Source organism: Streptococcus suis, from assembly GCF_016743335.1.
Classification (GTDB): Bacteria; Bacillota; Bacilli; order Lactobacillales; family Streptococcaceae; genus Streptococcus; species Streptococcus suis_Y.
On sequence record NZ_WCJE01000039.1, the window covers coordinates 1 to 19,583 of the forward strand.

Here is a 19,583-nt window from a genome sequence, read left to right on the forward strand (position 1 = left end):
ATTTTAAGAGGCTATTTCAGTACCCACTCTCTAAGAGCGTGGGCTACACCGCTCTCATCATTTGACTTCGTAATGTATTTGGCGATTTTCTTCAGTTCAGGATTTCCGTTTTCCATGACAACAGGATTACCAACAACTTCCAACATTGGACGGTCATTTTCTTGGTCACCGATGGCCATGGTTTGATCCATAGTTAGTCCAAGCTTCTCAGCTAGATGAATGATAGCTTGTCCCTTGTTAACAGTTTTAGGGGTGATTTCCAAATAAAATGGTGCTGATTTTGCTACGTTGTACTTCTCAGTCAAGCTGGTCGGTAGAAGTGGAATAGCAGCATCAAGAATTTCTGGCTCATCAACCATCATTGTTTTGATGATTTCCTTGTCAGCCATTTCTTCAGGAGTGCGATAGAAAATGGGTGCACTTACTAGTGTGGATTCGTAAATGGTGTATTTACCGATGTTACGGTTAGCAGTATAGATGCCTTCCTTGGTGCTGGCATGCATTGGGAGCTTGAGTTTACGGGCAGCAGATTCGATGTCGAGATAATCCTCATAAGTCAAGGTATCTTTGACAATATCCTCACCAGTTGCTGCATCTTGGACTAAGCCGCCGTTAAAAGTGATGACGTAGTCACCTGCTTCTGTAAGATTGAGTTCTTCTAAAATTGCTTGAACACCGGAAATGGGGCGACCAGTAGCAATAACAATTTTAACGCCTGCTTTTTTTGCTTCTTGGATTGCTGAGTGTACTTCAGCTGTAATTTGGTGTTGACTATTTAGTAGTGTACCATCAATATCGATGGCGACAAGTTTAATGCTCATTTGATTCTCCAATTATAAAATGATCGTTATGTATGTGGTTGTTAAAATCAGCTATTTGAGGTGCGAAAATTCCTGTTTCTTCTAACATTTCTTTTGGGAAATAGAAGCGGCTATCGCCATGGATTGTGCCTGATAAGGAATGGACAATTGGTGATAGAGAGGATAGTTCTACCAAGGTTTCATCTTTGCGATAAATCTCAATTTGAGTCCGTTTCTTTTCTGCATTCGGTCGGTAAATGTCATACGGCAAATCAAAGTTGTGGTGAATAGCAGTATAGTATTCTGGGTCAAACCCGACGTCTGCGACCAGGCTACGCAGGCGGTCCAAAGCTTCCTCTTCTTCGGCCTTGAAAGTGATGGATTTGAGTACTTTCCTATTGATATAGCGCTGGGCTAAGTCAGATAAAATACGATCTGGTCCATCTATCCATGATTGAAAGTAAGTATTCATAACTCCATCATCCAGGCTGAGGTAGTCGGTTAGACGGATACGATGCTCAAAAAAGGGTAATAGCCGAGGTGAAGTTCGTGCAAAAAACTCCTGTTCACTAGTATATAGTAGTTTGGCACGATTGAGTAAATTCTGCAATAGGACTTCCATAGAGCGGCTTGCTGGATGAAAATAGACTTGCATGTACATCTGGTAGCGGCTGAGAACGTAGTCTTCTACTGCATGCATACCAGATTCTTTGAAGGCAATTCCATTTTCTGTCGGGCGAATGACACGTAATATCCTAGTTAGGTCAAATTCACCATAGTTCGCACCTGTGAAGTAGGAATCTCGCAATAGATAATCCATTCGGTCAACATCAATCTGACTCGAAATGAGTTGAACGACCTGTTTATTTGGATAGGTGTGTTTGATAACACTAGCAACCTTGTCTGGAAACTCAGGTGAAACTTGTTTCAACAGAGCATTGATTTCCGTTTCTGGACTAGTAATAATAGCACAGGTCATTTCCTCATGGTCTGTATCAAATAGACGCTCGAAGGTATGAGAATAGGCTCCGTGTCCGACATCATGGAGTAGCGCAGCAACCATGGTCAGTAGGGACTCATTTGTATCCCAGATTTGTGGATACTTGTCTTCAAATTTTTGAGTAATCCGTCTGGCGATTTCGTAGGCGCCAAGGCAGTGCGAAAAGCGGCTATGCTCGCCACCATGGAAGGTATAGGAAGTAGTCCCTAGTTGCTTGATGCGGCGTAGTCGCTGAAATTCTTTTGTATTGATAAGTTTATAAATCAGCTCATGATCAACATGTACATAGTTATGAACTGGATCGCGAAATACTTTTTCTATCATAGTTTCATTATAACAAAAAAGGGAGATAAATTCCTGATTTTTCTAAAACACAAGGATATTGCTATGTACCAAATAGAATCTTTTGGTATAATATCCACACCTCACCGAGCAGTCCGTTAGTTATTATTTTGCGAGCGAGTTTTAGTTCGCTCGTTTTATAGCTCTCCGACAAATCGGTAATGTAGTTCAATAGTGACTTGACGGTTTTTGCCACGTCCAGTTGGTTGGTGGATGACGATTTTATCAATCAGTTCATTCACTAGCTGTGTTGTCAAGTTTTCAAGTTTTGTGTGTTGGCGAATAGTTCGCATAAACTTGTCAATGTTTTCCGCAGATTCGGTCTGGCTAACCAGAACCTCTTGAAATTCCTGAATTTGTTGGTTGAGTTCAGCTTGCTCACTCTCGTAACTGTCCACCAATTTTCTAAATCTTTCATCGCTAATCTCGCTTAGCAGTTGCTTTTCATAGAGCCTTTGGATAATAGTGTCCAGCTCCAGCGACCGTTTTTTGGCTTTATTTAACTGTTTGCGCAAGCTATCCTGCTTTTTACTCTCTCGAATGTCGAAGCGAGACTTCAGTTTTGCAAGCAATTCTTCCTCGTTAAATTGAATAGAAGAAATTAGTTGCTGAAGGTCGCCTAACACTAATTCCACCAGAGTTTCCTTGCGAAGGTAATGCGAGCCAGAACAAGTATCGCCAGCTCGACGATAATGGTAACACTTGTAGTGGTCAAGGTTTGTGTTGTCTTTTTGTTGTGGGCAAAAACTGAGTTTATGTCCATTCTCACAGAAGACTAATCCAGCGAACAGATTTTCGTGTCCAGCGATATCTTTCCAGTGGTTCTTGCGTTTTACTCGCTTATGACCAAGCATTTTGCGTGCCATTTCGAAATCCTTCTGTGAAATAATCGCTTCGTGTGTATTTGGAAAAATCAGCCAATCTTCTCGAGGTCGCAATTTGCATCCTCGTTGTTTGTAGGAAATTTTTGCAGTCTTGAGATTGATTGTTGCTCCAGTATATTCCTCTTTCTCGAGCATCTGGCAAATCATCTGGCTTTTCCAGTGGAATGGGTCACTTTCGAGAACTCGATAATTCGAAATGCCCAGCTTTTTCTTGTAATTGGCGGGTGTTAGAACCTTGTCCTTTCGAAGGTTATTCGCAATAGAAGAGATAGGTTTTCCAGAGAGATACTCCTTGAAAATTCGTTTCACGATTTGACTGGCATAATCGTCAATCAGCCATTCCTTGGGATTTTCTGGATTTTTGAGATAACCGTACGGTGCAATCCAGCCGATTTTCTCACCAGTTTTTGCCTTAGTGTGCTTAGACAACTTGATTTTTTCACTACACTGAAGCGAATACCAGTTGTTAAACAAGGACACCAGAGGTGCGAGGTAGGCATCTTGGCTGTTGCGTTTGTTACTGTCCAGATTTTCGTTCAAGGAGATGAAGCGGATATTTTTTGACGGAAAAGTAATTTCGGTCAGTTGCCCAGTTAGGAGATAATCTCGGCTGAGGCGACTTAAATCTTTTACAACAACCGCTTGAATTTTTCCAGCTTCCACTAAGCTCATCATCCTCTGAAAATCTGGTCGCTGGGCGTTCGAACCTGAGAAGCCATCGTCGACGAAGAAGAATGGATTTGGCAAGTTTTCACGCATAGCCACTTGGGCGAGAATCTGTTTCTGATTAGAAATTGAGTTACTCTCGCCTTCGTTGGCGTCTTCAGCGGATAAGCGACAATACAGAGCGGTTATTCTATCTGGTAGATTTCCTAAATTCTGCGTTTTGATTTCTTCAAATGTCAATGTGCTTTTGTTCATAGTGTGCTCCTTTCGATTCACCTATAACCCACTGACATGATAGCTCGAAGTGGGCGGGAAGTCCAGTCAATTAACGAATTTTGGCGGATAAAGTTTATATTTTATGATAGAATGAAGTTAGTAAAATCTGTGAGGTGATGATGTGTTTGACCTTAGTTTTTTAGCTCAAGAACCAATAGTAAGTATTGCTGGAAGCTCCGTAACGACCGCTGCCATCAATTTTTTAGGATATTATTATGGAGAGAGACTTCAGTTTAATAAAATTAAGCAGGACCTAATTGCAGAAAGAATCAGCAATTCTAATAGCACTATTCCTGCCGTTGATATTGCTCGATGTAGAAATATTAAAGAAATCGCTCAAATAGCTGATAGCTTAGGTGAATCTTCACGAACAAGCCATGTTGAATTTTCTCCCGAATGGTTTACTCGTTTCTTTGATTCTGCTTCAATGGTATCAGATAAGGATATGCAAACTATTTGGGCAAAAATTCTTAGCGATGAGGCTGACGATAAGGGAAAATACTCGTTTAGGTTTATTGAATCTATGAAACTTCTTAGTCAAAGCGAGGCAAAAACATTCGCAAAACTATCAAAATTAGTTCTTACAGAACCTGACGGAAACTTGTATGTTTATGCTCCGTCAGACTCTCAACTAGAAATATATGAGAGTTATGGAATTACTGATTTCGATTTCTTACTCATGGAGGAGTGCGGACTTATTAATATGGGTGTGACTCAAAACCACGATATTGAGTTAGATGTAGATTCGTGCAACGGATTTTATAATGGAGATTTGTTTGTACGTTTTTACTCTGAAACCCTATCAGATGAAATGGTGTTTAAATTTGAGAGTTATCCTCTAACAAGATTTGGTCAACAAGTTTATCATCTGATTGAAGATACTAGTTGTAAAGAATTTGTCCTGAAATTAGCTAACAATATTCGGATGTCTCTGGAAGAAGATTTAATTGTTGCAGTTCACCCAATTTTAGAGTTTCAAGGGGCTGAGGTGACTGTAGATACTGATATTGATATGCTCGAAAAATGAGCCCTAAACAGGACTCACAAACCGTTCAATTCTTTGATTTGACGGATTAATTTCTCGACCTGCTTGATGTTTTTGGCTTTGGCGAATTTCACCAAAGGCTCATCAGGAAGTTGGATTTCTCCATTACATCCTCTATTGTAAAGTTCACTAAATTCCTTAATGACCTCATCCATATATTTTTCTTGGGCTTCAGTTTTTAGTTTGTAGTGAGTTTTGATAGCATCTATCTTTTCAATAAAAATATGGGTTAATTTTTTCAATAGTCGCATCCGTTTTTCCTCCTAAAAATAAGAAAAACGAAGTAGAACAGTTGTAAACAGGCGTTCGCAATGTTCTACTTCGTTTAAGTATATATAAATTATAGCACAATGCGAATGTTTTGTCAATTATTACTCATCTCTCCAAAATCAACCGTCTGATTTTCTTTTCAAGAGACTCTTTTCCAGTAAACTTCCGCACAATCACAAAAGTTGCTTTGCCAATTTTACGTTTCCGTTCTTGCGTCATCTCGTCCTCCTTGTATAAACTCTGAAAATTCGTCCAGTGTTACCACTTCAAAAAGCTCCCAGTAAGCGTCTAAATCTTCTCTAATTCGATTCAAAATGCCTAACTTACGTTTTTCATCTGGCACAATCCAAACTACCAATGGAAAGACCTCGTTTTCTCGTTGCTCGATACCCGTATTGAAGTAGGCAATGTATTGCTTGCATTTGGCAATCACTCTACCAATATGTTCTGTGGCGTTGTCTGCCTCTAAGAAGTAGGCATCTTCGAAGTCGCCAATGCTTAGTTTTGTAAAGGCATCTGGCTTAAGCGTAAAATGTGAAAACAGGGTCGCAAAGCTCCGCCAACATTTTGGTTCGAAGGAAAAATCCTCCAGAAATAGCTTTCTTTCACTGTGAAGTTTGTAAAGTTCCACAAACAACTGTGTCACGGACAGCTGGTGTTTGAGATGGTTGCGTGTTGGTTCATAACGATTTTTCAATTTAAGTTTCACACTTGACTCAATCTCGCGCAGAACCTTAATGCCTTTGTGTGTGATATGCCAAATGTAGGAACCACTCCCAGCTCGCACGCCACCAATTCGGCGTTCAAGATGATGAATAAGCCCAAGGTTGGATAGTTTTTTAGTGAGGAGATTGGCTCGTCTTGTGGCGGTTTTAGGTTTATTTTCTCTGAAATAAAGTTCCACCAACTGTTTGGTTGTAGCGTAGCGACAGCGGTTAAGTAGGCTTAAAACTTCGTAATCTTGCTTAGTTAGATTCATCTGAAAGCTCCTTTTTCTTTCGCCCAATTCCAGAGATTGGTTTCTTGGTTGTTTCGAAGGGAATGTCTTCTGTTGGCTTCGATCCGTATCGCTTGACACTCTCACCATAAATCTCATCTTTCTTGCGAAAGGCAGGTGGAGCTGGTAACGTTTTGACGGACAACCATTTGAATGTATTTTTCACGATTGGCACTCTGGCATAAACCTGAAATGGAGGTAGTTTGTAGAAATCCTCTGCGGAAAGTTCAGGGACAAGCCCAGCCAGTTCCTTGGCTTCGTTCATAGAAAGCCCAAAGATAATCTGGTTATGGCAGTTAGCGTAAATAGACTCTCGAAGCTGTTTGGGTAATTGCTTTGAAAATTGATTTGCTAAAACATAGCCAACACCTAAACTTCGAGACATGGATAATGCATCTTCTAGAGGAACTGGCAGTTTGAGATAATCCGCAACCTCATCAATGTAGATGAAGACAGGCTTTCGAATGGTTTCCTTGGCTCTCAGAAGCGTCAATTGGTACAAACAGCCCAACAAAATCGCTCCGATGAATTTAGCATTTTCTGCACCAATTAAGCCTTTGTTTAGCGGAACAAGTAAGAATCTTGGCTTGTCGAAAATGTCTTTCAGTGAGAATTTGCCCGAAGATTGTCCTAATACTGCTCTCAAGGCTGGACGAAGCAAGACGCTCCGAAATTTGTTAAGGACTGGAGCAATCATGGTTTGGCGAGCAGAATCGCTCAAGGTGTCATAACCTTGCCAAAAATCCAGCAAGAATGGGTTTGAAATAGTTTTCAAAAGGTCGTGCCGAAAGGCTTTGTTGGTTAAGAGTTTTGGTAGGTCAATAAGTGTTGAATCATCTATTTTTGCTAAAGTGTGAAAACAGTGACTAAGAATATCCTGCGTGTAAATCCCCCAAGATTCTTCGAAAATTTCCTGAAAGACACCGAGAAGCATATCCGCAACCAATTCTGCTGGCACACCAAATTTTACCAAGTCAAAAGGATTTATCGAAACGGATTGCCCAGTTTGACTAGGGTCTAAAATGACCACATCCTCATCCCGTTCTTTAGGCAGTCGTTCCAAAATATCTGAAACCAATGCCGCCTTGGGGTCGATGATCACAGCGGAGCGGTTTTCCCGAGCGTCAGCTAAAATCAAGTTAAGCATAGCGGTGGATTTTCCACTCCCAGTGCCGCCCAAAAGCCAAGTATGTGATAATCCCTCTCGCGCTGGAATACCGATAAATCTCGGAGATTTCTCCAAACTATATCCAAAGAGACGTTTGGTATTTTGTGAAAAGCCGATTGGTGGTAAAATAGTTCTGGGCGATAGTGATGATACGCCTATATATTGAGCATCGCCAGCTGGCAGTAAGAAGAGGCTGGCGAGTTCAATGCTTGAAACAATTGTTTGGAAGTGCCATGGAATTTTTCCGTGGTTTATTTTTTCGATTGAAGTTGGCTTGGCAGAAAATATAGCACCAGCTCGCTCTAAAATTCGAAGCGAAGCCAGAATACTCTTTAGAAGTTGAATTTCTCGAGCTTTATTGTCTGTTCGAATGCCAAGACGCAAACTAATTTGAAATAGACTGTGGTGGAGTTTTTCTCGCATCAGGGTCTTAGAATCTGACGAGAGCGGCGGGATATTACCTGTTAGCTTCTGCCAAAGAGTTGCGTCTGGGTTGCCAAGGTCTTTGAGAATTGGTTTTGGGGAAGAAGATTTACCAACAACTAGCTGGAGCACGATTTCTTCAGATTTTTTCAAAGTACCAGATTGCGACAGGAAACTCCGAACCAGATTGTCTACTTCTTTGGTTTTTAGGGCATAGTGATTTTTTGAAAGAGTGATGCTGTAGGCTGAGGTCACTTTTGTTCGCTTGGTTTTCTCAAAACGAACAGCGTTATACGAGGTCATCATTTCTTTCAAAAATCGCAAGTCGATTGAGTCGGCTCCGATAAGATGGCTGACTTTTTCTGGCGTTAAACGAATTTCCCAGATGAAGGGCTGGCGACGAGAATAACCATTGAGTTGTGTCGTAAAATTACAGACTGTTTCAAATTCGAATGGTCTCGTCCACTCCATACTTTGCCACGACAGATGTTTTGGTCTTTTCATACTACCTCCAATCCTGATGATGTTTGATGAGTTTTATGGCGACGTAAAAGCCTAAAGACATTATAGAGCCAACCACCAACTCCAGCCAAATATCGACTAGAAGCCGAACGGAGTAGTTGACCAGTATCGCCAAAAGACAGAAGCTGACAATATAGCCTGTTAGCTTTTTCATTCATCTTGTCCTACCTTTCGAAAATCTCGGACATCTTTCGAGTATTTGGGAACTGGATAATTCGGAATGATGATGTCGCTCGTGATTTCATTGCCCCAAACATACCAGTTTTTGTCTGAAGGCACTGGACGACGAGCGAAGAGTTCTAAGTAGTCGCCCTCTGAACAGCGTTCAATAATGGAATAGAGTTCTTCAGGTTTATGACTGTGGTCTTGGACTGGAAACATTCCCCAGTTCATCTGTCCTTTGAATTTGATAGGAGCTTTGCCTCGTGTGGCGAAAATCACTTGTTCGGTGCAGTTTCGAAGATAATTGCCAAGCCCAAGACGGGGTTTTACCCAAGTGAAGATGGATTTTGGCTCGAAGCCCCACGCTCGCACGACTTCGAAAGATTGTTCGAGGACAGCTGGATATGTCCAGAGCCAGAGGTGGGCGTCGTCTTCAGCGAGGCTTGCGATGGGCATTTTCTTGATTTCTTCAATCGTCATTAAGTTATAATGTCGGATTGCGCCAAGTTTGCCTTTTTGCGCCACATCCCAAGGCGGGTCAGCGAGGATAGTCTTGAACTTTTTAGGCAGATGTTGGTTGATTGTGTCTTGATATTTTGTCATTTTGAAAATCCTTTCTGTCTACGTCAGACGATCTGAATTTACCTTAAAATATGATTTCTTCAAACCATAAGTAAGATAAGGTTATGGAGCGATGCGAAATCTAAAAACAGAGGTCAGACGGAACAAATCCGCCCGACTTGTTCGCTGTTGTGAGAAATACAACAGATTGTTTTAAAATTTCCTCCTTTCATGATTGAGATTTTCTAATAGCTTCTTCTGAGCTACCAGAAAGTCCTCGTTGATAGCTTGACGAGTTTCAAGAAATTCTGTCCAATGAGTATCTTCTTGGAGAATGATTGGGGAATCTTCAAATTCCTCTTCCTTTAAGACCAACCAAAGGGCAGTTAGAGCTAGTAAAGACGCTACTCCCATCAGGAACAATATAAAATTTTCCAAGTTATCCATATTCAGACCCCTTATTTAAATTTTTTTATAGAAGCATATGTAAACGCCTTGATGATAAAATCAGTCCGTTGCTGGGCTTGTGGGTTATTGGATAAAATCTGACGCTCCAATTCTGAAAGACTGGCAACTTTATTCAGGATATCTTGCGCTAACAATTCATTGGCTTGAACAACCGCCATATCTTGCGATAAATTACGAGCGATTGCCATTTTCTGTGGACTAAACGCAGAAGCTGGTAGGGCTTGAGGTGTTTGAGATTTTTGTGGTAAATGTGACATAGTAGGTCTCCTTTTTATAGAATGGAGGCGAAGCATCCTCCGCCTCGAAGTGCTGGGTTAGCGTTTGTTGATCTTATGAAGCTGGTAGAATCCAAAGGCACAGACTAAGAAATATGGAGTAAAAAGTAGGATTTTTACCATCTGCGGTCTCCTTTCTAAAAAATATTACATAGATGCTCCTTTCTAATTTTTCCTATTCTCGAGATATGGTAGAATATTACTAGGTTTGAAATACCCCGTAGTAATTTAAAAAGTTTGCTATATAGCTAGTAAAACAAGAGATTTTATATTCTCTTGATGATTTAATTATATGACGGAATATAATTTCAGACTATATTTTTCGGATTTCAATTCTGTATAGGAATTTTTCAGTCAATTTCGTTAATTATGAAATAGGAGCTAAGATGGAAATTATTACATTTGGTTGGTTTTGCAGAAAGTTTAAGTCTAAGGAAATTACCGGTACTCCTTGCAAACAACTCGTTTTTCTTAATGATGTCATAGAGCCCATATTGAGATATAAGAATAGTGAAAGGTATGTACAATCTATAACAAGTGATGCTACTGCCAATAGGATATTTAATAGTACTTCCGAAATAAAAGAAGCTTATGCTCCCTCGATTATTAATTTAAATATTCAGGATGATATCATTAGAATATCTGAAGCATTTATGAAATTATCTGAAATTGCTGTAGGTTTTGATTTTGATTTTGATGATTTATTCACAGAACTGCATACTGTAGTTCAAGGTGCTTACTATCTCAAAAAACAGATTAGTAATGAACAGTATGAGTCTTTAGTTGTTGAGGATGATAAATATGTATTTTTCGCTAAACTGTTAGTTTATTTAATTAAGTTAATCCCCAATAGTCCTAAATACGCTGACTTATCTATAGTTTCTGAGGAGTCAATTTCTAATATGCCTGGTGTTCAGGAGATTATGAATTACATACAGGTACATTTTCGGGATTATATATTTATGGTAGCAGGAAATGATATATCTGACTTGCGCCTTTATGATATATATACCCGAAACTTGAGTATTGACTTTAAGCGAAAACGCTATACTTGGAATATTATTTTGCCTTTTTTAAATAGATTTACTGGAGTTTACTTAATTGATAGTGGTCATTTTGAGAAAGTGAAAAAATATTCCGATTTAGTAGTTAGCTTTGCTGGTTTGTGGGATATGCCCGCGGTATTTATGTTTAACCCCTACGGAAATATAGTTGAATTGAGTTTTATACGAGACTTATTCCTAAGGAATGATAATGAAATTGATTTTAAGAATGTGGAAGTAATAAAGAAATATTTTATTGATAATCTTGAAGGTGAGATATTGTTTGCTTACGGTTGGTTTGCTCGTTTAGAGGATTTATTTAAGGACTTAAATGCGTCGCTAAACAGTTTAATGACTACCATATTTATCATAATTTCTCTTCCATTAAAAAGAGATTCTCTAAAAGATACGCCTAGAGATTTAAAGTTAGCTATTTCTCAATTAAAAGAAATAGCTAGTCAAAAAAGTGTTAGGATAGTGGTGGACTCGCGAGAGAATAGTGTTATTAGAGAAGGTTATGTCGTGTCCATGCTGATTGATTATAAGCCTATTTTTAAAGAAAGTGGCGATTTGAGGATTTATGAAGAATTGATAAAACAGGCACACGCAGAAGGTACATTTGACAAATTTAAATAAGTGTGCTTAAATATAAGAGTCCTCATAGGCATATTACATATATTAGGTTGGTACTACCCACCTAATATATAGGGTGAGTAGTATCGTTCTTTTAGGAGGTAAATTATAATGAATAGATACAAGGCTTTGGTCTGGTCGGATACTGCAAACTCACCCTTCACCAGCGAAACTATTGCTAGAAGATTACTGTGTTATGATTTTGATTTTGAGATAATTTCAGAAATCACAATGCTAGACATAAATACAGTTCGTAAGCTCAAAAAGATGAATGATGACTTATTTATTAAAGTCGAGAAGCTCATACGAACTATGAGTGTATTAATCGAAAATAAGAAAAATCCAGAACTATTATGTTCTGATGTATATCCGACAATTGCTATAGCTGAGATTTTTGGGCTCACAATAGAGCAAGCGGATTTGCTTTCGAGAGAAGTAGTATCTGGACATAAATAACGATTTCAGACTCACATTAATTTGTGGGTCTTTTTTATGAATATAAACGAAAGGTTGTATTGAAATTCTTTCAGTTGCGAGGAGATTAATATATAAAAAATCCCCAAGGTTTCCACGGGGATTAAAAGTGTATTTAGATGGATTGAGAATTATTTTTTAGCTGAGAAGCGACTGGATTCCTGCCTTAGTTTTTCCTAATTGCTGACTAGCTTGAGCTACTGTAAGGAGCCCATTTTTTATTAGCGATAAGGCAAATGAAATTTATCCTGGAATTTCGGCTGCCTCTAGCCGAAATTTTTCATATTTGACGAATCTGAATCCCAAATCAACCATTTTTTGTACCATCTCGCTCCAAACTTCTTCATTAATGATGCTGACTGTATCGAATATTTCAGAATCTGCATTTGGACTAATTTCTTCATTTCGCCAATATTGAGCCCAGTGTTTCAATTGATTTTCTTCCCAATTTGGCTAATATTGGTCAAGTTGAATAAAAATATAACGCTTTAGTTGAACTTATTCTTGTTTTAAAACCACTCTGCTATGCTCTCTGAATTTTTGTATCATTTTTCGATTTAGCTAAAATATCAACTTCGGTTGTCGCCACTTTATTTATTGTTTCTTTTTGAATTTGATTAGCATATTCTTCACCAACTCTCTCAACGATTTTTCCTCATTAAAACTTAATAAAATTTGAGCTAGGTGATATGCACTCAATTTTAATCACAAAACCAAGTATATTTTTGAAAAAATGTTTAGTGATACGAGGGGGTGTAAGAACCATTTCTAATAACGTATCTACCATCAGACTATACGTTAAATTTTCCATTCCTTCACGAAATACACCTCGGTTCGTAGGATTTCAAGCAAGTTTTGACAAAATTCTTTTTCGTTTTGACTATCTATGACCGCTTGAAGTTTTACCATAAATTCCCCAATTGTGGCGTTAATTTCGTAGATTTCGGTATGTTTGGTAAATTGTTCGAAACTCGTTATAGCGTAGCTCATAACACCATTTTTTACAGTTAGGCTAGAAATAAACGCTGGCAAGCTTATAGCTGGCAAATAGGCTCCAAGTTCGGTACAATCCCACTTTGCCGTTTCTGGCATCAAGCCCCAAAGTGTATGTTGGCGTATTTCCTCTCCAAGTGCTATTAATTCTTGCCTGGCTTTGTAGTCGTTCATAATTTCCTTATCTGTTATCTATTATTACTGGACAATGATAACTCTCTTTATTGAGGAAGTCCAGTCTATTTTGATGTAATATTTACAATCTGAAAATGGATTTCAAAATCAGATCTGGGAGAGTATCTTAATGTTAAAAGGTACGTTATAAGGGCAGGAAATGACTTACCGGGGCGTGGATTATTAGAGGTGGTGTATTTTATTTTAAAAGTCTATTAATCGCAATGCCTCTTGAAACAATTGAGATTTTAAAACTGGGTGGTGTAAATTTTAAGGGATGATAATGCCGGCTTTATTTCTGAACTCGCTGACATATAAGTAAAGGGAAAGGGGAAATTGTTCTAATTTTCCGAAAATTATTGACAATACCCTTCCTTTATAGTATTATTCATACAGGTTTCACAGTGAAATCAAAACGGAGCCCCAAGTAATCCTGAAACTCCGTATATCTAGAGTAGTCTGCCCAATTTAGTTAATTATTACGTTGATAGAGTATCCCAACCTCAATTTAAATAGGTTGGCGTAATGATTTGGGCACTGGCACACCCCCTCAGTAGATGGCTGAGGGTTTTTCATTTTAACTTATTCAAAATTTTATTGAGTAAACTAATTCTTTCCTTCTTGTCTATCCCCAGAAATAATGTTACGATTAATATCGTAATCATAACACAAATTATAACAATTGCTGTTATAGTAGTTTTTATGATATTTTCAAAAGATTTTAAGATTGAGATAATTCCAATTGTAACGACATTATTTCCGTCGTAGAATAATTGAATTAAGGCAATCACAAGTTCAGGGTTATGAAGTAATTCACTCAAGTATGATTTAAGATTAAACTTCATAGTAGTACCCCTCTTGTTGGCTCAAGAAAGACTACTCTAGTTAAGATTATTATATCATTGTGATTTTAAAAATCAAATTTGCTGTCCTCAAAAATACAACCAATAGATGTTACATGGACTATCCCCTCGAAAAATAACCCTAATGAGATAATAAGTCGCCTGACGAAACACCTCAGAAACGGCGATTTTATACAGAAACAATTCAACGCGAAGCGAAGGGCGGTGCGAATGGAAACCTGTGGTAAAAAAACTATAAGCAATCCGCTTCGGTGATACCATTTTTTAATGTTTTTCTTCTAAAATAAAACCACCCTGCTACAATAGTAAAGCAAGGAGGAAAATGTGAAGAAAATCATCAAAAAATACCAAGAAAAAGGCTCTGTCATCATTGGCTACGCCCGTGTTAGCTCAACAGACAATCGCCAAGAACTGGGGCTAGAAGTTCAAAAAGAAGCCCTAAACTTCTGCGACAAGCTCTATATCGAAAAAGAATCAGGAAGCAACCAAGAGCGACCACAACTTCAAAAAGCTCTCAAGCTCGCCAAAGAATGTGCTGAAAGTGGCATTAAAACCAGCTTTGTGGTGTATAAACTAGACCGCTTAACCCGAAAAATGCTCCACCTGTCCGCTATCATATCGGAACTAACCAGCTATAGTATCCGTCTTCAATCCATCCATGAACAAATCGAAACGGATTCACTCACTGGTAAGTTCTTCTGTCTTATGCTGGGCTATGTGGCTGAGTGGGAGCTTCAAGCCATTTCGGCACGCACCAAAGACGGACTGCGTAAAGCCAAAGAACGCGGTGTGAAATTAGGCAATAAAGGCATATCAAAATCGAAAGAAAAGCAAATTATTATAAGTTATCTGGAAGAAGAAACAACTGTTCGTAAAATAGCCAACCAGCTGAATATTTCAACAGCCACCATCTATCAGGTCTTAAAACGAAATGATATCACATTTCGTAGTCAAAAAGCACATAATTCTTTGACAAATGAAAAACAAATTGATAAACTATAAGCGAATACATTTGTTTTAGCAGACGGTCGTTTGTTAAAACAATCAAAGTTATCAATAAAAAATATTAGAAATGCTGATTTGACGGGGTTTTTGAAGCCTTGCCAAGTCGGCATTTTTTGATTTTTCATTGTTTTAGTTAACGACCGTTAACTAAAACACACTCAAACCCTATTGTAGCAGGGAATTATTCAAAAAACAAAAATATATATTGACAAACCACCTAAAATATGATACCATGATGACAATGTTGATAGACTGTTAAAATATTACTCAAAACTTCTATCAGGTACATTAAAAGTTGAAGACGATTTATGGTTTCATAATGTCTTCCTTTAATGGGCTTGATAGGAGTTTTTCTTTATATACAAAAAAGAAAGGAAAGGTCAATCAAGACCTTAGGAAAATATGATGAATGCAAAAAAATTGGTTAAATGGGGCGTTGCCCTTACTTCTGCTCTTGTTTTGGGCGGTGTAATTGCTCCTGTGGATGGCAATTTGGTAACCACCTCTGCAGTCGTTTATGCGGAGGATGTGACCCCTTATACTGTTGAATATTACCTTGATGGTCAACTCTGGGGAATGGTAAATTACGGATATAGGAGAGGTTGGCCATATGTTAAGGCTGTTCCTGACGATTTATCTTTCCCGAATATCGATGAGATTGAGCTTGTGTCTAGTTCTATTGCGGATCCTTGGCGTAGCACAAAGGAAGAAATTATAGCGACTGGCGGTGTTCTTAAATATTATTGGGTTCGTAAAGGTGGCGTTTCGCAACCAGCTGAAACCCCAACTGAAACCCCAACTGAAACCCCAGTTGAACAACCAGTTGAGAAGCCAGTTGAACAGCCAGCTGAAACCCCAACTGAAACCCCAGTTGAACAACCAGTTGAGAAGCCAGTTGAACAGCCAGCTGATAAAACTGTAGTTAAACCAACGGCAGTTCCAGAAGAAGTAAAAGTTGTAAATAGCTCAACTCCATCTGCCAATACTGTCAAACCTAAAGAAGTGTCAAAACCTACTACAAAGACATTGCCAAACACAGGCGATTCAGTGTCGGTTTTGTCTATTTTGGGTGGTTTTATTACAGGAATTGTAGGTGTTGGGCTTGCAACTCCACGAAAAAAGAAATAATCCATAAAACGTCTATCAACAGTTAAAGCTCTCATTTTGAGAGCTTTTTCATTTTTATTCTAGCTCTTGAAAAATCATTACGCCTGTGCTTAAATAGATACATAAATACGGAGGTTTTATGGAAAGGGATTTTAATGCGGGCGATAGCTCAAAAAGCTCGCAAAAATTTAAGCCAAAAAAGTTAATTTTTCGAATTGTAGTTGTGATTGTTGCGATTGTTGCTGCAGTTGGGGCTTATTGGGGTGTTCAGTATCTGCTTAAGATAAATAAGGAGAATGCTGATATTAAGATTGGCGATACTGTAATATCTAAAAAAAATATTGACGAAAATGCACGTGGGCTGGCTCAGTATCTTAAAGATAATCCAGATATGTCTTATGGTGATGGTAGTCTCGAACAAATTGTAAGAGATGATTTAATTCTCAATGCTGCACTTAAAGAATATTCCAAACGGAAATGTAATAATAAGACATTTTCTAACAAAGATTTATATAAATCACTCAATTATACTGATGAGGTTTCGGAAGAACAGGCTAAGTCTATAGTTGATAAGAGCTTCTCTGGTAAAGGTGATTTTGAGCGAATTAGGGTAGAAAATGAGACAATGAAAAAAACACTCCACTCCTGCATTATTAAAGTGAAAGAGTTTTATAGTGTCTCTATAATTTTTGACTCTCTGTATTTCTTGGATTCTAAGTCTCAGGCTGAATTTGATGAAAAGATTCAAGCAGCAAAGAGAAAGCTTGAAGATGGTTTTATGGATAAATTCAAAAAAGGAATTTCTCGTGAGGAAATTGACAAAAGTGTCAATGTTAGCTATAAGACACGAGGCGAAAAATATATAGAAGAGTTTGACTACAACTTTTCAACTCCAACGTTCTCGAGTTTGATGAGATGGACAGAAGATGAGGGTGGAGAAAAAACCGCTATCTATAATGATATAAATAAGAAGGAATATGGTGGCTATACTCTCGAAGCAATATCGATGAATGCTCTTGTTGATTCGATGAATACTGTAGGCGAAACTAAGGGTGTTATTGTTGGTCAAAATGGTGAAATATCTATAATCAGGCTAGAATCTGTATCTGGCGATTTTAGTGATTGGAATGATTTTCTTAGATATCATAAAGAAGGCACTGTAAGTTTTTATGATAAAGAAACATATGCACATAAGGATAAGAATTGGTATTCTTATGGCACCATAGATGGATTGAGCTTTAAAATTATTGGTCATGGTGGCATAGGGGGTGATGGTAGGTATCACGATGTGAATAAATATTGTAAGCAGGGGGGAGTCGCTCATAATGTTTTGTTTAAGCATAAAATCAGAGTAAAGGGAAAGACAGGCTACTTATCTACTGCTGGTGTCGTTCATGCTACTGGTAGGCAGGAACCCAAATGGGGTCCATATGCTACTTGTGCAGCCCAATCTGATGACGACAACGACGCTTCTGGTACGGTGCGGTCTGTATATAACTGCTCTATGGGCGGGGATACTCATGATACTAGGTCTTACCTTACGGTAACTATCAATTCCAGATATAAGGATAGGTACGTTGTGAAAGAGACACCTTGGATCCGTGTTCCTTGGAGCGAGAATGATGAGATACAATACCCTGATAAAGATATTGTGATCGAAGAGTTAGCACCCCCAGACATAACATACACCCCTAATCTCGGCAGCCGAACCAACACACAAGTCAACGTAAATAATGGTAGCTGGAAATACGGCGAAGGGCATATCGCACCAATCAATTCAACAGTTCGTTTTAAGCACGAAGTGTACGGTGATGTTTATGGTGGTAGCGAGTGGGATACTGCAACTCTCTCTTGGAATACGGACGCAGGTCAGAGAGGTGTTAAGGGCTTAAGTTTGCCGCAAAGAGGTTTGGCGTATACTAGAACCGAATCGGGACGTACTATTGTACCATCCGATGCTGGAAAAATCATCTGCGATAGTATCAGTGCCACCATCGAAAATATTCAATACAAGAAAAAAGGTGTAGTTAAAGATGGAAAACAGGCTTACGAAAAAGAATATGTTAGAACAGATTCAACTTCGAGCTCTTCAACCCGAGCCTGCGTATACGTCCCATATGACTTCGAGCTAACCCCTTGTGTAGATGCCGATGGCTACAGATGTGGTGGTTCAGATGTTCCCGTAGAGCCAGGCGCAAGCGTTCCTGTGACTCCGAATATCAGTAATGGAGGTTCACCAACTCCACCAGGAACACAGTACAAAATTACAACTTGGGATATTCCAGGGTCTGGCGAAAGAGTTCCAACACCAGGTTCAAGAACAGACAATAGTAATGGCAATCCTTGCTCCCACTACGGTTCGCAATATACTGGAACTCAGCTAAGAAACTGCCGTTCAGAAACTGGCACAAGGTCTTTCCCGCCAAATACAACCAATCTGGAACGAGTTATCCCTCCAATCCCAACCGACGCCGAACTTGGCTCAAGGTATTGTGTGGCACTTTCTGTTTCTGCCTACAGAATGAGTAACAACGAAGATAAAAGCACACAAGACGCCAAAATCGGTCGGGAATGGCGACACTCTGCTCCAATATGTGTTCTCGTGACCAAAAAACCAAAATTCCAAATCTGGGGAAATGGTATTTATTCGAGAAGTGGTATTCGAACATCTAAAACTACATCCAGTAGAGGAAAGTTTGGCTCTTGGGTTGAGTTTGAAGCTATCACAAACGGAGCTGTAAGGAACTTCACCTCGGAATCTACACACGACCAAAACCGAATGACATTCCGAAATGGAATTGGAACTGGTTCTGGGGTTGGAAACTGGGGAAATTGGAATGGACGAACCAATACCACGGATATTGTTCGAAGGTTTGAAGCAAGGTATCCTCGAAGAAATAGCGGTGCTGCAACTCAAGCTGTGTTTGTCCAAAAATTTAACGAGGCGAACCGCAACATTCCTGGAATCAATGGAGCTAATAAAGCAGCAGGTAATACGCATATCATTTATGCCAACAACCTAACTATCAGCGGAGATATCACGTCTCGAGATCCTAGCGCAAACCAACTTGGAGTATTCCAACTTGGATCATTCCAGCAAACCATCATTATCGCGAAGGGCAACATCACTATCTCGCCTAATGTCAGAAGAATCGATGCTTGGTTGATCTCTGGCGGCACAATCCGAACCTGTAGTGTTGCTGATGGACGCGTGAGCCAAAGCACCTGTGGTGAACAGTTGCGAATAAACGGTCCTATCATTGCGCAAAATCTCGTGTCTCGACGAACAGCTGGAAGTTCGCCAACTAACTTGGCAGAGCCAGCCGAAATCTACAACCAGCGAGCCGACATCTATATGTGGGCAAAAGCACAGTCGCTAAATGACGCAAGATTGATAACAACTTACACAAGAGAATTGCCAATTAGGCTATA

18 protein-coding genes are annotated in these 19,583 nt (G+C 39.1%); 6 read left to right on the top strand and 12 right to left on the bottom strand.

The window, feature by feature from the left end; genetic code table 11:
* Window positions 1-11: 11 nt before the first annotated feature.
* From yidA to F9856_RS09800, 3 genes are all read right to left on the bottom strand, one after another.
* Window positions 12-821 carry a sugar-phosphatase gene (yidA, locus tag F9856_RS09790; RefSeq protein ID WP_024377408.1) on the bottom strand — a complete coding sequence of 270 codons (810 nt, stop codon included), beginning with the start codon at window positions 819-821 and terminating at the stop codon, window positions 12-14.
* Window positions 811-2,124: an HD domain-containing protein gene (locus tag F9856_RS09795; RefSeq protein WP_029171514.1), complete on the bottom strand. Its 1,314-nt coding sequence runs from the start codon at window positions 2,122-2,124 to the stop codon at window positions 811-813. The genes yidA and F9856_RS09795 overlap by 11 nt, the downstream gene beginning before the upstream one ends.
* Window positions 2,125-2,279: 155 nt before the next feature.
* On the bottom strand, window positions 2,280-3,947 hold the full coding sequence (locus F9856_RS09800; protein WP_202106452.1) for a recombinase family protein: 1,668 nt from the start codon (window positions 3,945-3,947) through the stop codon (window positions 2,280-2,282).
* A gap of 142 nt (window positions 3,948-4,089) precedes the next feature.
* On the opposite strand from F9856_RS09800, the gene F9856_RS09805 reads away from it, so the two are divergent.
* Window positions 4,090-4,995 carry a DUF2806 domain-containing protein gene (locus F9856_RS09805; protein ID WP_202106453.1) on the top strand — a complete coding sequence of 302 codons (906 nt, stop codon included), beginning with the start codon at window positions 4,090-4,092 and terminating at the stop codon, window positions 4,993-4,995.
* 14 nt (window positions 4,996-5,009) lie between these two features.
* Here the strand turns inward: F9856_RS09805 and F9856_RS09810 are convergent, their stop codons facing one another.
* The 7 genes from F9856_RS09810 to F9856_RS09840 all read right to left on the bottom strand — a co-directional run bounded on the left by F9856_RS09810 (window position 5,010) and on the right by F9856_RS09840 (window position 9,841).
* Window positions 5,010-5,264 carry a hypothetical protein gene (locus F9856_RS09810; protein WP_202106454.1) on the bottom strand — a complete coding sequence of 85 codons (255 nt, stop codon included), beginning with the start codon at window positions 5,262-5,264 and terminating at the stop codon, window positions 5,010-5,012.
* 215 nt (window positions 5,265-5,479) lie between these two features.
* Window positions 5,480-6,262 carry a replication-relaxation family protein gene (locus F9856_RS09815; protein WP_202106455.1) on the bottom strand — a complete coding sequence of 261 codons (783 nt, stop codon included), beginning with the start codon at window positions 6,260-6,262 and terminating at the stop codon, window positions 5,480-5,482.
* On the bottom strand, window positions 6,249-8,375 hold the full coding sequence (locus F9856_RS09820; protein WP_202106456.1) for a type IV secretory system conjugative DNA transfer family protein: 2,127 nt from the start codon (window positions 8,373-8,375) through the stop codon (window positions 6,249-6,251). Before F9856_RS09820 ends, F9856_RS09815 begins: the two co-directional genes overlap by 14 nt.
* Complete coding sequence (locus tag F9856_RS09825; RefSeq protein WP_202106457.1) at window positions 8,372-8,551, bottom strand: hypothetical protein; 180 nt, start codon at window positions 8,549-8,551, stop codon at window positions 8,372-8,374. Before F9856_RS09825 ends, F9856_RS09820 begins: the two co-directional genes overlap by 4 nt.
* Window positions 8,544-9,158 (bottom strand): MT-A70 family methyltransferase, encoded by a 615-nt coding sequence (locus F9856_RS09830; protein WP_202106458.1) that lies wholly within the window; start codon window positions 9,156-9,158, stop codon window positions 8,544-8,546. The genes F9856_RS09825 and F9856_RS09830 overlap by 8 nt, the downstream gene beginning before the upstream one ends.
* 171 nt (window positions 9,159-9,329) lie before the next feature.
* Window positions 9,330-9,563: a hypothetical protein gene (locus F9856_RS09835; RefSeq protein WP_202106459.1), complete on the bottom strand. Its 234-nt coding sequence runs from the start codon at window positions 9,561-9,563 to the stop codon at window positions 9,330-9,332.
* Between the two features lie 11 nt (window positions 9,564-9,574).
* On the bottom strand, window positions 9,575-9,841 hold the full coding sequence (locus F9856_RS09840) for a hypothetical protein (RefSeq protein WP_202106460.1): 267 nt from the start codon (window positions 9,839-9,841) through the stop codon (window positions 9,575-9,577).
* Between the two features lie 404 nt (window positions 9,842-10,245).
* On the opposite strand from F9856_RS09840, the gene F9856_RS09845 reads away from it, so the two are divergent.
* Window positions 10,246-11,538: a hypothetical protein gene (locus tag F9856_RS09845; RefSeq protein WP_202106461.1), complete on the top strand. Its 1,293-nt coding sequence runs from the start codon at window positions 10,246-10,248 to the stop codon at window positions 11,536-11,538.
* 108 nt (window positions 11,539-11,646) lie between these two features.
* Window positions 11,647-11,991, top strand: a complete 345-nt coding sequence (locus F9856_RS09850; protein ID WP_202106462.1) for a hypothetical protein — start codon at window positions 11,647-11,649, stop codon at window positions 11,989-11,991.
* Between the two features lie 261 nt (window positions 11,992-12,252).
* Here the strand turns inward: F9856_RS09850 and F9856_RS09855 are convergent, their stop codons facing one another.
* Window positions 12,253-12,441 carry a hypothetical protein gene (locus F9856_RS09855; RefSeq protein WP_202106463.1) on the bottom strand — a complete coding sequence of 63 codons (189 nt, stop codon included), beginning with the start codon at window positions 12,439-12,441 and terminating at the stop codon, window positions 12,253-12,255.
* A 366-nt stretch (window positions 12,442-12,807) separates the two neighbouring features.
* Complete coding sequence (locus F9856_RS09860) at window positions 12,808-13,176, bottom strand: hypothetical protein (RefSeq protein ID WP_202106464.1); 369 nt, start codon at window positions 13,174-13,176, stop codon at window positions 12,808-12,810.
* A gap of 1,187 nt (window positions 13,177-14,363) precedes the next feature.
* On the opposite strand from F9856_RS09860, the gene F9856_RS09865 reads away from it, so the two are divergent.
* From F9856_RS09865 to F9856_RS09875, 3 genes are all read left to right on the top strand, one after another.
* Window positions 14,364-15,041, top strand: a complete 678-nt coding sequence (locus tag F9856_RS09865) for a recombinase family protein (protein WP_202106465.1) — start codon at window positions 14,364-14,366, stop codon at window positions 15,039-15,041.
* 408 nt (window positions 15,042-15,449) lie between these two features.
* Complete coding sequence (locus F9856_RS12225; protein ID WP_236659602.1) at window positions 15,450-16,172, top strand: LPXTG cell wall anchor domain-containing protein; 723 nt, start codon at window positions 15,450-15,452, stop codon at window positions 16,170-16,172.
* Window positions 16,173-16,290: 118 nt separating this feature from the next.
* Window positions 16,291-19,583: hypothetical protein (locus F9856_RS09875; RefSeq protein WP_202106466.1), on the top strand; the 3,293-nt coding region annotated here is incomplete at its 3' end.